This window comes from Bacillus sp. MYb78 (genome assembly GCF_002975115.1).
In the GTDB taxonomy this organism is placed as follows: Bacteria; Bacillota; Bacilli; order Bacillales; family Bacillaceae_G; genus Bacillus_A; species Bacillus_A cereus.
This window is the reverse complement of sequence record NZ_PCOB01000014.1, coordinates 122548-138999: the sequence shown is the minus strand read 5'-3', so window position 1 is coordinate 138999 and position 16452 is coordinate 122548. Positions and strand designations below refer to the sequence as shown.

Sequence of the window (16452 nt, the reverse complement as noted above, 5' to 3'; positions counted from 1 at the left end):
ATAGAGCACAATTTAAAGAGGTACTTTTTATAGAAAATGGTAAATTTCTAATATGTTATATTTAATATAGAAAAATTCGAGTGTTACTTTTTATGAAAAGGAGAACTATTGATGAATTATAAACAACAACTACTAGATAACTTTGCATTTAAAACTTCATATATTGCACAATTTGTGCCCGGAATGAGTATAAAAAAAACGAAAGATTATATTGCTGTTGATTGTGGATTACCTGCCGATACATTTAATATCATCACTCTACTAAACAATAATTTAACGGAAGGGATTGAGAAATTATATAAAGAGGTAGAATACTATTATCAAAGAAATTTTCCAATGAGTGTTTGGTTATGGGATGAGGAGCAAGAGCGGGATATAAAAAGTGAGTTAATTAAAATCGGTTTAAAAGAAGTGGAACAGAATATTGCGATGGTAGCAGACTTAAAAACAATTTCCCCAACAATAAACATGCCAGTAAGTTTTACTATTCAACAAGCATCTTCACCTGGACAAATAAATAAATTTGGAGAAACGTTAGCTGATCTATTCGGCACATCAGAAGAAGGTATACATGTACAAGCATTCTATAATCAAATTTCTAATCTTGATATATGTAACAGTGAGAATTTGAAATTATTTTTAGGGTTATATGAAGGTGAAGTCGTAACTGTTGGTTCATTGATATGTTCAAAAGATAGTATTGGTATTTATGACATAGCAACTAAAGAAGGAATGAGAGGACGAGGGTTCGGATCTGCTATGTTCAATTTCCTGCTGCAAGAAGCACATAAATTTAAAAATACGTATTGTGTATTACAAGCTTCACCCGATGGAATCAATATTTATAAAAAATCGGGATTTCAAGCTATCGGCAAAATGACTGTATTGGAAAATCGACATTTAATTGAGTAAATCATTCAAGTTAAATCGTCTTTATATAGGAGCTTATAAATCGTTATGAAAAAGATATATCTCGTTACAATAATTTGTACCTTTATAGTAATAAGTATCTTTGTTTTTCAGAAAATAAATGAACATAAGTATACTAAAGCTATTAATCAATCAAATCATATAAAAAATATCGCACATAGAGGTGCTTCTGCATATGCGCCTGAACATACAATAGCAGCATATCAATTAGGCCAACAAATGAATGGAGATTATATAGAAATCGATCTTCAAATGACAAAAGATGGACATATAGTGGCTATGCATGATGAAACCTTAAACCGTACAACAAATGGTACAGGGCTAGTGAAAGAGCATACATTAGAAGAAATAAAGCAACTAAATGCAGGTTCTTTTTTTAATGAAAAATATCCGAACTTAGCAAAGAAAGAATTTGAAAATGCAAAAGTCCCAGCATTAACAGAAATTATTGAAACGTTTGGGCATAACGCGAACTATTATATCGAAACAAAAACACCTGATGAATATCCAGGAATGGAAGAAAAATTATTAGAAATTATTAATCACTACGAAATACAGGATAAAGTTATTATTCAATCGTTTAGTGAAGAAAGTCTACAAAAGATTCATAGCTTAAATAGTAATATATCCATAGTACAATTATTACCTTATAAAAAAGCAGTTCAATTAACAAAATTAGAGATAGAAAAGTATAAAATGTACTGCATAGGTCTTGGTATGAATTACAAATATATTGATTCAGATTATGTAAATAAAATAAAGAAAAACGGATTAGAAGTTCATCCATTTACAGTAGATAATGAAAAAGATATGAAAAAGTTACTTTCATGGGGAGTCGATGGGATGTTTACTAATTATCCGGATTGTTTACATTCAATATTATTGGATTTGAAAAGTCATGAATAAGAAGTGTTATTCATAAAGGAAAAATTTACACAACCTGTAAAGAAGGCATGTAGCATATAAAAAGAAAATACCAAAAACCGCAACTGGAAGACTTAGGTTGTGGTTTTTTTATTACTTCGATTTCAACTTACAAAGTTTGAAGCTAGAAGTGAAAACCTTTTTAGCTGAATTGGCTTCCTATGTATTTGTACTTCGTATCGTTCTAGGTATATGTACAACCCGTGAGACGAGTTTTGCATAGGATAATAGAAAAGGAGATGTTGCATATTGAAATACCACAATAGAAATGTAAGTAATCTGAATAAATTAGCGGATAATACGAAAGCTGCAGCTTTTAAGTGGTATCAGTACTGTATCGACAATGGAATTGAAGTATTAATTTATGAAACAATCCGTACGGTCGAGCAACAACGTGAATATGTTCGTAAAGGAGCATCACAAACGATGCGCTCATATCACTTAGTAGGACAGGCATTAGATTTTGTTCCAATTCAGTCGAATGGTACAGAAGATTGGAATGGCTATAATAAAGAACCGTGGGCATCAGCAATTCGTTATGCTAAACAAATTGGCTTTGAATGGGGCGGTGACTGGAAAGGATTTGTGGATAGCCCGCATTTGCAATATAACTACAAAGGATATGGAACGGATACTTTTGGAAAAGGTGCTCAAAACGTAGTGACTCCTCCCACGTCGAATGATAGTGTAGGGGTTGCTTATATTAACGGTAGTAATGTAAATTTACGAAAAGGACCTGGTACTGGATATGGCGTTATTCGTCAATTAGGGAAAGGAGAGTCCTACAAAGTATTTGGACAAACAAATGGTTGGTTAAATCTAGGTGGCGATCAGTGGGTTTATAACGATCCATCATACATCCGTTATACGGGAGGAAATGTACCAGCAACTTCACAATCATCAAACGATGGTGTAGGTGTAGTTACTATAATCGCTGATGTATTGCGTGTTCGTACCGGCCCTGGAACAAATTACGGCATTGTGAAAAACGTGTATCAAGGTGAAAAATATCAATCGTTTGGATATAAAGATGGTTGGTATAATGTTGGTGGAAATCAATGGGTTTCTGGTGAATATGTTACGTTTGTAAAGTAAAAATAAGAGCCGTCCTGTTGGGCGGCATTTTATTTTAAATATTCATAGGACGAGCATTCATAATATTATTTGTAATACATAGAGTATAATTTTTCATTCTAATAATCAGAAAGTAATCAAAATGTAATTAATTTCAACTACGCTTTTTATATTTTTTTGATACACTGGCTACGAGGGGGATACCAATTAAGGTGGGTAAAAACCAAAACCATATTGGCGGAAGTAAATTTAAAATGGGAATATGGATGCCGATATTTACTAAAAGTGCGGTGACTGCACCAATATAAGAACCTAGCATACCTCTAATGTGGTGATGGAGCCAATTTTTCCAACGTTTTTTTCGTGCAAGGTATCCATAAATCGCAAATGAATAAGAGAAGATTGCTACATAAAATAAATATGCGATTTTATCCCAGTTGATAATGGATAATATTATTGCCGTAAGGGTAATGGCAACATAGGATGCATGATATATTTCGCCCCATTCGGTATGTTTTCCTTTCTTCTTTTGGGCAACCATCGCTACAATACCAGTGATTAAGCATATTGTTCCAAATAGGATGTGTATGGTTAAAAGAATGTTAAAAATGCTCATAATAATTCCTCCTTTTTTATTTTTATAGTATTGCAGTATAGGAGAAAAGTTGAAAAATATAGTTAGTTCGGCTTAATATATTGAAATAAAGGTACTCCTAGAACAAAACCCAATGATTTAAATATTTAGTGAGATGATTATTATGTTAAATGAAGGAGAGACTTCTATGTTTACATCTATTACATATTTACAATCGGGCAATGAGAAACAACAAAAAATATATGATGTTTTGAATAGCCTAAACATAATGGAGGATTTAGCTTTATATAATCCCGTTCTTTGCGGGACAATCCCTATAAGAATTGATACTCCTCAATCTGACTTAGATATTGTAATGGAAGTATATAACTTTGATGTTTTTGAGCAGGAAATGAGATCTTTATATGGTTCTTATGGAGGGTTCAACATAAAAAAGAAAAAAATTAAAGGTACTGAATCGATAAAGGTGAATTTTGAATTCGAAGGTTTTGAATTTGAATTATTTGCTCAACCGAAGCCAGTGCGTAATCAAAATGCATATAGACATATGATAGTGGAACACATGCTATTAATGCAGTATCCCCATATAAGGGAAGAAGTTATTCGCTTAAAGGAACAAGGTTTAAAAACAGAACCTGCTTTTGCTCAAGTATTAAATATTGACGGAGATCCTTATGAAGAACTTATTTTATTAGGGCAGGAAATGAAATTGTGGTAAATAAGATACATAAAAAAATCCTCCAAAAACAAAAGAGGATTTTTTTTATGCCGTTAACTTCCGAATTAATTCACTGAGCAATTTAATTCCGTTAGTCATTTGTTCTGGAGTAGCATATCCATATGATAAACGAATGTACTGATCTGATTCTTCTTCATAAATACGTCCCGGATTTAAAAGAATTCCTTTTGATAGTGCCTCTGAAAATAGTTTTTTCATCGGAATGTTATGTACAACCTTTAGCCATATAAAAAATCCACCACTAGGAATATCCCATGATGCAATATCTGCACAATATTTATTTAACGCTCGTATCATTATTTGTCTTCGTTCTTTCAGGTGCTTTCTTACGTTTGCTACATGTTCTTCATAAAAACCTTCATTTATCCATTCAGCAGCTACTCTTTGAGATAAAGAGCTGGATCCATAGTCTGTTTGCATTTTTATATCTGACAATCTATCAATAACAGGTTCTGGTCCGATTATCCATCCAATTCTAAGTCCTGGGCTAAGTGTTTTAGAGAGACTACCAATATATAATACATGTCCATGTTTATCCATCGATTTTAAAGGAGCTGGAGGTGATTCATCAAGCCATAACTCTCGGTAAATATCATCCTCGATGATAGGCAATTGCTCTTTTTCACATATTTTTAATATTTCTTTTCTTCGCTCTTTGGACATCAATATCCCCGTTGGATTTTGAAAACAAGGGATTGAATATAAAATATTATTCTTTTGACTATATTTAATTCGTTTTAATAAGTCGTTAGGTAAAATACCGTGATGATCCATTGATATACCGGATAAATTTATATTTGCTGATTGAAAAACATGAAGTGAATATAAGTAAGAAGGTTGTTCAAGTAAAACAGTTGATTTTCTATGTAAAAGACCAATTGATATTAATTGTAATGCTTGGAGTGCACCAGAGACTATTAATATAGAACCCGGTGATGCATGTATTCCAAATGATTTTACGTATTTGCTTATTGCTTCACGTAACGGATAAAAACCTTTTTGTTCTTCGTATCCGAAATAATCTAATTCCTCACTGACGTTTTTAATTATAGATTGCATAGTTTCGAGCGGGAAAAGGTGAGGTGCAAGTTCACCTTTACTAAGATGGATAAGCGTTTTATTTGCTTCTGCTTCATTTATTTCTCGCACCATTAACTTACTTGGTTTATGAATACCGGCCTTTACATATTCACTCCAATCGGGCGGGGGATTAGTTGCTAATAATGACCATGTATTATTTGTTACAATTGTTCCTGCTCCGATTTGTCCTTGAATTAAACCATCTGCCATAAGTTCATCTAGCGCATTTATTACAGTACTTCGATTTACATGAAATAATTGTGCTAACTGCCGCTGACTAGGGATTTTACTTCCAATTGGCCATTCTCCGTTTTCAATTTTTTCTTTCATATAGTCTATTATCTGCCGATATTTGGGCACTTTTTTATCGGTTGTCATATAAAAAACTCCTTCGTTAATTTAAAAGATTCAAAGTGGTTGGTTTTTCCGATAAATAACTGGTTGAAGACATTGTATCAACTATTAAATATGATGAAAAGAAATAATTGGTAATTCAAAAATGGTTGGTTTATTAAGGAGGGAGAGAAAACATGCATAATAAAAAATGGGATTTACGCATTATATGTGCTCATGCTTTTACAATTCTTATATGGGGAACTGCTTTTCCAGCAATTCGTCTGGGGCTTGAATCTTATACGCCTGAACACCTTACTTTACTACGCTTATTAATCGCCTCATTTATACTTTTGTTATTTTCATTTATATACAAACTACGACTACCGGATTTAAAGGATATCCCAGCAATTTTTATATTTGGTGCTTTAGGGTTTACTATTTATCACATCGCATTAAATTACGGCGAAAAAACAGTAAATGCTGGATCTGCAAGTTTAATTATTTCAGTCACCCCAATAGTGACGGCAATTCTTGCTTCTGTTTTTTTGAATGACAAAATGAAATTAAATGGTTGGCTTGGTGGTGTAATTAGTTTTGCAGGAATTGCCTTAATTTCATTTAGCCAGGGCGATGCTATTCAATTGAATAGCGGGGGATTATTTATATTATTAGCGGCGATTTCAGAAAGTCTATTTTTCGTTTTCCAAACATCTTACTTAAAAAAATACGGCTTCTTACCATTTACCATATATACAATTTTGTCTAGTACTGTATGTATGCTTATTTTCTTACCCGGAGTTTATCAAGAAATACTAACAGCTCCTCTTGAAGTTAACTTGAGCGTTATATATTTAGGTGTCTTTCCAACAGTACTCCCGTATATTGCATTGGCCTATATTATATCTCGTGCTGGTGCTTCTGAAGCAACAAGTTCTCTATATTTAACGCCAATAACTGCGTGTTTCATTGCTTGGATATGGTTAGGAGAAGTCCCAACTTTAGTTTCGATAATTGGCGGAGGAATTACTATACTTGGAATTGTGATTGCTCATATACCAGTATTAAGAAAAGAAAAACATAGGAATTTAGCAAATAATCAATCCGTATAATGTAATTCAATAATGATTTTATGATACTTTTTTATATAGTTTCTTTCTTATGTTGATAAATATAATATTTTGTATTTCAGTTAAATATTGTATGTTACATTTTATGTAGTAAGCATTTTAAAAGGAGCTGACAACATAATGAATGGAAAAAGAAAAATTTTCACATGTATTTCTATTGTAGGAATCGGACTAGCTAGTTTTTCTAATTCTAGTTTCGCAGCAAGTGTAACGGACAATTCAATACAAAATTCTATTCCCATAGTTAATCAACAAGTAGCTGCTGCAAAGGAAATGAAACCATTTCCCCAGCAAGTTAATTATGCAGGTGTTATAAAACCGAATCATGTTACACAGGAAAGTTTAAATGCTTCTGTAAGAAGTTACTACGATAATTGGAAAAAGAAATATTTGAAAAATGATTTATCTTCTTTACCTGGTGGTTATTACGTAAAAGGAGAGATTACAGGTGATGCGGATGGGTTTAAGCCACTTGGAACTTCAGAAGGTCAAGGATATGGGATGATAATTACAGTATTAATGGCTGGTTATGATTCGAATGCTCAAAAAATCTATGACGGTTTATTTAAAACAGCAAGAACTTTTAAAAGCTCTCAAAATCCTAATTTAATGGGATGGGTTGTCGCAGATAGTAAAAAAGCACAAGGTCATTTTGATTCTGCTACTGATGGGGATTTAGATATTGCGTATTCTCTTCTTCTTGCTCATAAGCAGTGGGGATCTAATGGAACAGTTAATTATTTGAAAGAAGCACAAGACATGATTACAAAAGGTATTAAAGCTAGTAATGTTACAAATAATAACCGACTAAATTTAGGAGATTGGGATTCTAAAAGTTCACTTGATACGAGACCATCTGATTGGATGATGTCACACCTTAGAGCATTTTATGAATTTACAGGTGATAAAACTTGGCTTACTGTTATTAATAATTTGTACGATGTTTATACGCAATTTAGTAATAAGTACTCTCCAAATACAGGACTTATTTCAGATTTCGTTGTAAAAAACCCACCACAACCCGCACCTAAAGACTTCTTAGATGAGTCAGAATATACAAATGCATATTATTATAATGCTAGTCGAGTACCTTTAAGAATTGTAATGGACTATGCGATGTACGGCGAGAAGCGAAGTAAAGTCATTTCTGATAAAGTCTCTTCATGGATTCAAAATAAAACGAATGGAAATCCTTCTAAAATTGTGGATGGTTATCAATTAAATGGATCCAATATTGGTAGTTATCCAACTGCTGTATTTGTTTCACCGTTTATTGCTGCAAGTATAACGAGTAGCAATAATCAAAAGTGGGTAAATAGTGGTTGGGATTGGATGAAGAATAAGAGAGAAAGTTATTTTAGTGATAGTTATAATTTATTAACTATGTTATTTATTACAGGAAATTGGTGGAAGCCTGCACCTGATGATAAAAAAACACAAAATCTAATAAATGATGCAATTTATGAAGGATACGATAATTAATTAAATTTGAGAATGGTTACTGAAGAAAGGAATTAGCATTCGCTAGTTCCTTTTTAATGTTTTGTAAAACATTATCCATTCTAAAATTCGCATAGATATACTTGCTTTTTTCATATACATAGTTATTGATGACTCTATGTTTTTATGAAGGGAGAGTATTTCTTGGAAAAAGTATTATTTTTCGGAGACCCAGGTATTGATGACTCATTTGCCATTATGTATGGTTTACTGCATCCCGAAATTGAAATTGTCGGTATTGTAACCGGATACGGAAATGTTGAGCATATACATGCTGCACATAATGCAGCGTATATTTTACAGTTAGCAAATAGACAAGACATTCCTGTCATTAGTGGTGCAACAAAACCACTGACAGAAGAAATCACTACGTACTATCCTGAAATTCACGGAGCAGAAGGATTAGGGCCCATCCATGTTCCAGGAAATATATTATCTATTCCAATATATAATTTCGGCAGTATTGCTGCGATTCTTATAAAGTACGGAAAAGATTTAACGATTGTTGATGTAGGAAGATCTACCTCGTTAGCAATTGCTTTTAATTTATGGAATGATTTAATGCTAAATGTAAAAGGAATCTATTTCATGGGTGGTGTTTTTTTAGAAGTAGGAAAGGTTACGCCATTAGCAGAGGCAAACGTGTATGGAGATCCGATAGCAAGTAAAATTGTTTTCCATCAAGCAAAGAATTTATTAATATTCCCTTTAAATGTAACAAACAAAGCTGTGTTAACACCAAATGTATTTAACTATATTCAAGCTAATGCAAAGAATCCATTTCATATGATAATGAAACCAATGTATGACTACTATCTATCCGCATACCAAAAACTTAATCCATCTATGGAAGGACCTTTGCTACATGATGTGGTTGCAATAAGTGGATTAGTAAATCCAAGTTTTTTTGAATTTGTGCATCGTACAGTAAATGTAGATACATACGGAGATACGAAAGGACAAACATTTGCTGATTTTCGCCCTAACTCTAAATCTGAAGGAGCCCGTATAGCTTTAGAAATAGATGCAGAAAAATTCATTCAAGATTTTATAAAAATTATGTTATAAGTTGCTGTCGAAAAAGGGAATTATTTCAATGCGTTGAATATAAAAATACATCCTCTAGATAAAGGAGCTTACAATATTGAATGTCCAGTTAAAGGTTGTTACGAGAGACAATTGGGAAGATGCATTAAAGTTACAAGTTAAAGAAGATCAAAGAAAATTTGTCCCCGCTGTAGCAGTTTCACTTGCTAAAGTATACATAAAACCAGATGGTGACAATGTAGAGTACATACCATTCGCTATATACGATGGTGACCTTATGGTTGGTTTTGTTATGCATGCTGTTGTAATAGAGACATCGGATATGTATTGGATTAACGGATTTATTATTGATCAATCGCAACAAGGTAATGGTTATGGAAAAGCAGCATTACAAGAAAGTATTAATATAATAAAAAATACGTTTAAGGCGTGTAAAGAAATTAGATTAACCGTACATAAAGATAATATCTCTGCAAAGAAATTATATGAACGATATGGTTTCATATCATTAGGACAGGAGTATGATGGTGAGCAAGTATATCGTTTATTTGTTTAACTATTAGGAAGTAAAGGTGTGAAATGAAATATGCAATTTACTGAAGTGAAAATTGAAGTGTTCATTCCTGAAGAATATATTGAAACATTAAGGGATGAATTAAATAAAATTGGAGCATGTAAAACGGGCGAATATGACCATTGTCTTTCCTATAGTTCAGTGAAAGGATATTGGAGACCTTTAGAAGAGGCATCTCCTTTTAATGGAGAAATTGGTCAAATATGCGAAGGACAAGAATGTAAAGTTGAAATAAAGTGTAAACGAGAACTTGTAAAAGATGTTCTTGAAGTTATTAATGATATTCATCCGTATGAAACACCTATGATTTATATTATACCAATACTAAATGACTATTTTGAGAAACTATACATTAAATAACTAGGAGGAATATCAATTGAAAAGTAAATTTCATCATATTGTACGAGCAGTCATGATAAAAGATGAAAAATTATTAGTTGCTGAATATATCGGCCATCATTATTTTTTACCTGGTGGCCATGTTGAAATTGGAGAATCAGCAGAGAATGCATTAAAAAGAGAGTTAAGAGAAGAACTTGGAGTAAACTGTAGTATACAACAATTTTTAGGCGTCATAGAAAATCAATGGCAAGATAAAGAAGTTCTTCATCATGAAATTAACCACATTTTTGAAGTAGAGTCACAAGATTTACATACGGACTTAACACCGAAATCTAGCGAGTCTCATTTAGCATTTCACTGGATAGCTTATAATAAAGAAGCCTTAAATCATTATGAAATCATGCCAATGCCTTTAGTAAAGGAATTACTAGAAAGTAAGTTAAATGATGAACTCCTAAATTGTTGGATTAGTAATTTTTAAATCACTTTATTTATAGTAAATACGTCCATCGAATGAATATAAAGAAAATAGGCTGAAAAACAAGGTACATCACCTAGTGTAAGTTCATATTTTGTTGATGTACGCATTTAGTCTATAGTCTTGTTTCTACTTTGTTTAAAAGAATTTATTAACTTTAATATTTGGACGGAATTTACATTTATAAATGGAGGGTTTCATAATGAATCAGTTTCAACAAGAACTACAATCATTAAACCTTAATGATTATCAAACTGGCAATGTTGTGTATTGGGATCAACAACAAAGTCAATATCCATACTATTACATTCAAGACGATGCACGTCGTTGCGGCGGATGTGGCGGTTGTGGTGGACGTTGCGGTGGATGTGGCGGTAGATGTGGTGGTTGTGCAGGTCGTTGCGGCGGATGTATAGGATGCGCAGGATGTTTCAGTTGCTTTAATTGCTGGAACTGGTGGATTATTTAAGTATAGAAAATCCAAGTTATTTTATATGAAAGAAAGGTGTAAAAACTATTTTGCACTTTTCTTTCATGCTGTAATTTTGATGTGTATTAAGGGGGATTTATTTGTATACATATGATAAGTTGATTTCTTGGGTAGAGGATATAAAAGAAAAAAATCATAGTTCTGCTACAGCACTTTGTATTATAAAAGATAATAAAATCGTACTAGAGCATTATAGTGGTTATCACTCAAATACATCTACAACCAAGAGATTAACAGCATCTTCACAATTTAACGTTGCTTCTGCTAGAAAAAGTTATTTAGGATTAATGATAGCGTATGCGCTTTATGAGGGGAAAATAAACTCTATTGATGATGAAGCGATAAAATATTTTAAAGACTTTGATCCTGCATTGCTTAGTAAAACGACGATAAGACATTTAGTAACACATTCGCACGGATTAGAAGAAACGAATGACAGGACAATTTTTCGTGAATTTGCACCGGGACAATCATGGGCGTATAGAGATATTAATGTAAGAATGATGACACGTCTTATTTATCAGCTATATAACAAAAGTTTTCCTGAATTGTTAAAGGAGCGTGTGTTTAAACCTGCTAATTTTCAAGAAACAGGTTGGAGAGTTCAGCGAGATGAAAATTTAGTTGACGTTGTTAATAATCCAAATGAAGACGCAATTAGTGAAATTGGTACGGTAGATGACGGTACTGAAAAAAATTTGTTTGTCTCAGCTAGAGAATTTGCGCAGTGGGGCAATCTTCATTTAAATCAAGGTGGGATAGATGGTAAACAAATTGTTCCAAAAGAAGTTATAAAAATCGCTACGAGTTTGCAGAGTCCAACATATATAAACAAAGAGCTACCACAAAATGGATTGTTTTGGTTCATCCAAAATGAGCCTGCGCAATTAAGCGAACTTGGTGAACGTGTTCCAAAAGGGTCGTATCAAATATTAGGGATTACTGGACCGACCATTTTAGTAATACCTGAATATAATGTAGTTGTTGCAAAAATGTATAATAAAAGATATAACTACGGTGGTGATAATTACTTATATTATTTACGTGAATTTAGTAATTTAGTCGCTGATACATTTAGTAACGGTAATAGGGCATAATTACTCCTATAACAAAAAGGAGTGATTGAAAATGAAAGATAAAGTGAACAAAAATAAAAAGCAAAATATAAAAGATGTAAATACAGAGCAAAATGCAATTTATAGCGATCCTAAAGATGCAGCTAATATGCAAACTGTACCGCAGCCGAAAGATTTTGATGAAATCGAATATTAATTTTTCATCCGACTATATGATGAATGAAAAATACGTCTTAAGTCTCATAACATTTAAGAAATTATTTGATAACATATATACATAAGCATTTGAAAATGTCTTATCTTAACAAAGCTTTCTTTAGAAATATCTGATATAACCTGCAAAAGGCACTTCTTTATGAAGTGTCTTTTTGTGTATATGAACTTAATTACCATTTTCCGTACAGTATCTTGCAATTTATGATGGATATACTAACTGTGAAAATTCATGTCAAGATAAAAGAAGGGGACAGTTAGTATGAAACAAACTTCTATAAATCCGTTACTAATTGTTCTAGGTACAATCATTGTTCAAATTGGCCTTGGAACAATTTATACATGGAGTTTATTTAATCAACCCCTTGTAAGTAAGTTTGGATGGAATCTTAATTCAGTAGCGATAACTTTCTCCATAACTAGTTTTTCTTTATCATTCTCAACTTTATTTGCAGCCAAGTTGCAGAAAAAATTAGGACTTCGAAAACTTATTGCTACTGCAGGAATTGTTTTAGGACTCGGCTTAATACTTAGTTCACAAGTTTCTTCTTTACCACTATTATATTTATTAGCTGGTGTCGTTGTTGGTTATGCGGATGGAACAGCTTATATTACATCACTATCTAATTTAATTAAATGGTTTCCAAATCGGAAAGGGCTTATTTCAGGTATATCTGTATCAGCGTATGGAATGGGCAGCTTAATCTTTAGATATATAAACGGAAATCTTATCGATAACCTTGGTGTATCACAAGCATTCTTATATTGGGGTATTATCGTGTTACTTTTAGTGTTAATCGGATCGTTCTTCTTACGTGAGGCAATTGTAAGTAATGCTGTAACTGAAACATTACACAATGACTATACTCCGCGTGAAATGATGCGAACGAAACAAGTATATCTGCTATTTTTTATGTTATTCACCTCGTGTATGGGTGGTTTGTATTTAATCAGTATGGTAAAAGATATCGGCGTACAACTTGTTGGACTTAGCGCAGCATCCGCTGCAAACGCCGTTGCTATGATTGCAATCTTTAATACAGTAGGTAGAATCATTCTTGGGACGTTATCAGATAAAATCGGGCGAATGAAAATTGTCTCTGCAACGTTTATTATTATAGGTTTGTCAGTCTTTACTTTAAGTTTTATTCCGCTAAATTACGGGATCTATTTTGCTTGTGTAGCAAGTGTCGCCTTTTGCTTCGGCGGTAATATAACTATATTCCCAGCTATTGTCGGAGATTTCTTTGGATTAAAAAACCATAGTACAAATTACGGGATTGTCTACCAAGGTTTCGGATTTGGTGCGCTTGCAGGATCATTTATTGGAGCGATACTCGGGGGATTTCAACCAACTTTCATTATAATCGGTGTTTTAAGTGTTATTTCCTTCATTATTTCAATATTAATCCGTCCACCAAATGTAGAAAAGAAAAAGGAACTAAAACATTTACATCGGAAAGTAGCTTAATTTTAAAAAGAGTCCTCATACTAGGGCTCTTTTTTATTCCATTAACTTTGCTTCTTTACTAACTCATTAAAGACAGGACAATATCATTTTAAAATTGAATAGATAAGTAAAAAGGAGCGTGACACTTAAAATGAAAATAGTACAGCAGTGGGTACAAGAAGATAGTGATTACATAAGAGAGAAAGTAATTGAATACAATCAAAAATATCTTGCAGGTGAAGAAAAAACACCTTCAGAAAAGGTTAGTTTCATAGTAAGAAATGAAAAAGAAGAAATAGTAGGTGGGGTAACAGCAATAACTTTTTGGCACCATATACACGTTGACTTTCTATGGGTTTCTGAAGAATATAGGCATGAAGGTTACGGAAGCAAGTTAATAAAGCTTATTGAAGAGTTTGCAATTGAAAAAGAGTGCAGGTTAATCAACTTAGATACTTTTAGTTTTCAGGCACCTGATTTTTATAAGAAGCATGGATATAAAGTAATCGGAGTAAGTGAAGATCATCCGAAAGGACATAATCATTATTATTTAGAAAAACGGCTAAAAAGTATATAGAATTTGTTAACATTAGTATTTGGAATAAACATGCAATAAGGGCGAGGTTATTATTAATTTCAGTATTAATTGAATCAATTTTTATTCTAAAACTGCAAGAACGTACTTTGGATAATCTTCCTAAGGTACGTTCTTTTTTTATATCAGTAGCCTATTCTTATTAATTCCACCAATACTGGTAAAGGCAAGACTTAACTAACTTATATATATTAAAAGGAGTTAATGGTAAAATGAATAGAAGACAGAAAATTCCTTTTATTAAAAATAGAGGAGGTACATATGAAAAAAGTAAATGTTACATATGCACTTTTATACGATAAAACAAACGAAAAGATCTTAATGGTAAAAAACAAAGGGGAAAATGGTTCTTATTATACATTACCAGGTGGCGCAGTTAAATTAGGAGAAACGTTAGAAGAAGCAGTAATTCGAGAAGTAAAAGAAGAAACAGGGTTACATATAAATGTAAACGGGATTTGTTCTATCAGCGAAGCCTTTTTTGAGGAAAGAGATCATCATGCAATTTTCTTTAATTTTCTAGGTGAAATAATTGGCGGAGAGACATATATATCAAGGCCAAAAGAAATTGAAGAGATTACTTGGATGGAATTACATATAGCAGCACCGTATTTACGCATACCAGAACATTTACTAGATTTATTACAAAAGAAAGAAACAGTACCTTATTTTTTTAACGGAACAATCGTTCATCAATCTTCATAAAAATATTATCTCATGTAAGGCGGGGAAAACATGGAGTTTATCGTTAATCACAAACAATTCACTCAAGCACTTTCAGAAGTAAGTAAAGCAATATCAACAAAATCTTTAATTCCTATATTATCTGGTATAAAAATAACTGCAGATCAATCTGGAATTACTTTAATCGCAAGTAACTCGAATATTTTTATCGAAAAATTCATTCCTGTTTCAATTGAAGACGAAAAGATTGCAACTATTTTAAAGGCAGGAACTATTGTTGTACCTGCAAAGTATTTCATTGAAATAATAAAGAAAATGCCAAGTGATATAGCAATAAAAAGTAAGAATGAGCAATTAATTACGATACAATCAGAAGAAATCACATTAAGTTTAAATGGATTTCCTGCAGATGAGTTTCCGAATGTACCGCTTATAGACAATCATGCAGAAATCAAAGTAGAGACAGAGCAATTGATTGAAGTATTTAAACAAACAGTCTTTGCGGTAGCGAAAAATGAATCTAGACCTGTTCTTACTGGGGTGCATATAGAGTTATCTAATAATAAGTTAATTTGTGCTGCAACTGACTCACATAGACTAGCGATACGTGAAACATTGCTTTCCTCAGATGTAAAAGCAAATTGTATTGTACCAAGCGCAACCATTAGTGAACTTCTAAAATTAATGAACAGCAATTCAGAATTCGTATATATCTATCTTTCAGAGAGTCATATTATATTTACGCTCGGAACAACTACATTATATTCAAGACTAATCGAAGGTAAATATCCTAATATTTCTAATCTTATTCCGAACGACTTTAAAACGATTATTAACATAGATAGAAAAAAGATATTACAAGGTGTAGACCGATCAAGTTTATTAGCAAGTGAATGGGCCAATAACAATGTTAACTTAGAAATCATAAACGAATCTACAATTAAAATTTCTTCAAACGCTTCTCAAATTGGGCAAATATCCGAAACGCAACAAATAGATGCGATTCAAGGTGAAAAACAATTAAATATATCTTTCGATGGGCGTTTTATGGTTGATGCTTTAAGAGCAATAAAAGAAGAAACGATTACTTTAAGCTTTGGCGGTTCTATGAGACCGATATTGATTGAAGCAGGAGAGCAATCTGCAGCAGTACATCTTATATCACCAGTAAGAGCTTATTAGGGATAGAGGAAGGGAT

Annotated in this window: 19 protein-coding genes; 17 read left to right on the top strand and 2 right to left on the bottom strand. The window is 32.5% G+C overall.

Annotation, left to right across the window (positions count from 1 at the left end; all coding sequences use genetic code 11):
• Nucleotides 1-111: 111 nt before the first annotated feature.
• From CQ064_RS23055 to CQ064_RS23045, 3 genes are all read left to right on the top strand, one after another.
• The gene (locus tag CQ064_RS23055; protein WP_001107101.1) at nt 112-912 is read left to right on the top strand and encodes a GNAT family N-acetyltransferase; all 801 of its coding nucleotides are present in this window, start codon (nt 112-114) and stop codon (nt 910-912) included.
• Nucleotides 913-957: 45 nt separating this feature from the next.
• Nucleotides 958-1836 (top strand): glycerophosphodiester phosphodiesterase, encoded by an 879-nt coding sequence (locus tag CQ064_RS23050; protein WP_000725665.1) that lies wholly within the window; start codon nt 958-960, stop codon nt 1834-1836.
• A gap of 267 nt (nt 1837-2103) precedes the next feature.
• Nucleotides 2104-2949 (top strand): SH3 domain-containing protein, encoded by an 846-nt coding sequence (locus CQ064_RS23045; protein ID WP_000873741.1) that lies wholly within the window; start codon nt 2104-2106, stop codon nt 2947-2949.
• Nucleotides 2950-3082: 133 nt separating this feature from the next.
• On the opposite strand, the gene CQ064_RS23040 is transcribed toward CQ064_RS23045, so the two are convergent.
• Nucleotides 3083-3544: a DUF2306 domain-containing protein gene (locus CQ064_RS23040; protein ID WP_000021736.1), complete on the bottom strand. Its 462-nt coding sequence runs from the start codon at nt 3542-3544 to the stop codon at nt 3083-3085.
• 166 nt (nt 3545-3710) lie between these two features.
• Between CQ064_RS23040 and CQ064_RS23035 the strand changes: the two genes are divergently transcribed.
• Nucleotides 3711-4241: a DUF4269 domain-containing protein gene (locus CQ064_RS23035; RefSeq protein WP_000495198.1), complete on the top strand. Its 531-nt coding sequence runs from the start codon at nt 3711-3713 to the stop codon at nt 4239-4241.
• Between the two features lie 45 nt (nt 4242-4286).
• Here the strand turns inward: CQ064_RS23035 and norG are convergent, their stop codons facing one another.
• Nucleotides 4287-5720, bottom strand: coding sequence for an efflux pump transcription regulator NorG (gene norG / locus CQ064_RS23030; RefSeq protein ID WP_000205602.1), 1434 nt, complete (start codon nt 5718-5720; stop codon nt 4287-4289).
• Nucleotides 5721-5872: 152 nt separating this feature from the next.
• Between norG and CQ064_RS23025 the strand changes: the two genes are divergently transcribed.
• From CQ064_RS23025 to dnaN, 13 genes are all read left to right on the top strand, one after another.
• The gene (locus CQ064_RS23025) at nt 5873-6787 is read left to right on the top strand and encodes a DMT family transporter (RefSeq protein WP_000551610.1); all 915 of its coding nucleotides are present in this window, start codon (nt 5873-5875) and stop codon (nt 6785-6787) included.
• A 138-nt stretch (nt 6788-6925) separates the two neighbouring features.
• Nucleotides 6926-8287: a family 8 glycosyl hydrolase gene (locus CQ064_RS23020; protein WP_001013585.1), complete on the top strand. Its 1362-nt coding sequence runs from the start codon at nt 6926-6928 to the stop codon at nt 8285-8287.
• Between the two features lie 162 nt (nt 8288-8449).
• Entirely contained in the window at nt 8450-9373 is a 924-nt protein-coding gene (locus CQ064_RS23015) for a nucleoside hydrolase (protein WP_000416785.1), read from the top strand.
• A gap of 76 nt (nt 9374-9449) precedes the next feature.
• Nucleotides 9450-9908, top strand: coding sequence for a GNAT family N-acetyltransferase (locus CQ064_RS23010; protein WP_001102673.1), 459 nt, complete (start codon nt 9450-9452; stop codon nt 9906-9908).
• Between the two features lie 30 nt (nt 9909-9938).
• Nucleotides 9939-10286, top strand: a complete 348-nt coding sequence (gene cutA, locus CQ064_RS23005; RefSeq protein ID WP_001160792.1) for a divalent cation tolerance protein CutA — start codon at nt 9939-9941, stop codon at nt 10284-10286.
• Between the two features lie 16 nt (nt 10287-10302).
• Nucleotides 10303-10749: an NUDIX domain-containing protein gene (locus tag CQ064_RS23000; protein ID WP_000836831.1), complete on the top strand. Its 447-nt coding sequence runs from the start codon at nt 10303-10305 to the stop codon at nt 10747-10749.
• A gap of 199 nt (nt 10750-10948) precedes the next feature.
• A complete protein-coding gene (locus CQ064_RS22995; RefSeq protein ID WP_001071389.1) occupies nt 10949-11215 on the top strand; it encodes a heterocycloanthracin/sonorensin family bacteriocin in 267 nt (88 codons plus the stop codon).
• Nucleotides 11216-11316: 101 nt separating this feature from the next.
• Nucleotides 11317-12333, top strand: coding sequence for a serine hydrolase domain-containing protein (locus CQ064_RS22990; protein WP_000288893.1), 1017 nt, complete (start codon nt 11317-11319; stop codon nt 12331-12333).
• Between the two features lie 31 nt (nt 12334-12364).
• On the top strand, nt 12365-12508 hold the full coding sequence (locus CQ064_RS33730) for a hypothetical protein (protein WP_000653680.1): 144 nt from the start codon (nt 12365-12367) through the stop codon (nt 12506-12508).
• Nucleotides 12509-12787: 279 nt separating this feature from the next.
• Nucleotides 12788-13996 carry an L-lactate MFS transporter gene (locus tag CQ064_RS22980; RefSeq protein ID WP_000815132.1) on the top strand — a complete coding sequence of 403 codons (1209 nt, stop codon included), beginning with the start codon at nt 12788-12790 and terminating at the stop codon, nt 13994-13996.
• A gap of 130 nt (nt 13997-14126) precedes the next feature.
• A complete protein-coding gene (locus tag CQ064_RS22975) occupies nt 14127-14552 on the top strand; it encodes a GNAT family N-acetyltransferase (RefSeq protein WP_000706912.1) in 426 nt (141 codons plus the stop codon).
• Nucleotides 14553-14831: 279 nt separating this feature from the next.
• Nucleotides 14832-15275, top strand: coding sequence for an NUDIX hydrolase (locus tag CQ064_RS22970; protein WP_000757628.1), 444 nt, complete (start codon nt 14832-14834; stop codon nt 15273-15275).
• 30 nt (nt 15276-15305) lie between these two features.
• Nucleotides 15306-16436, top strand: coding sequence for a DNA polymerase III subunit beta (gene dnaN, locus CQ064_RS22965; RefSeq protein ID WP_000394489.1), 1131 nt, complete (start codon nt 15306-15308; stop codon nt 16434-16436).
• Nucleotides 16437-16452: the final 16 nt, after the last annotated feature.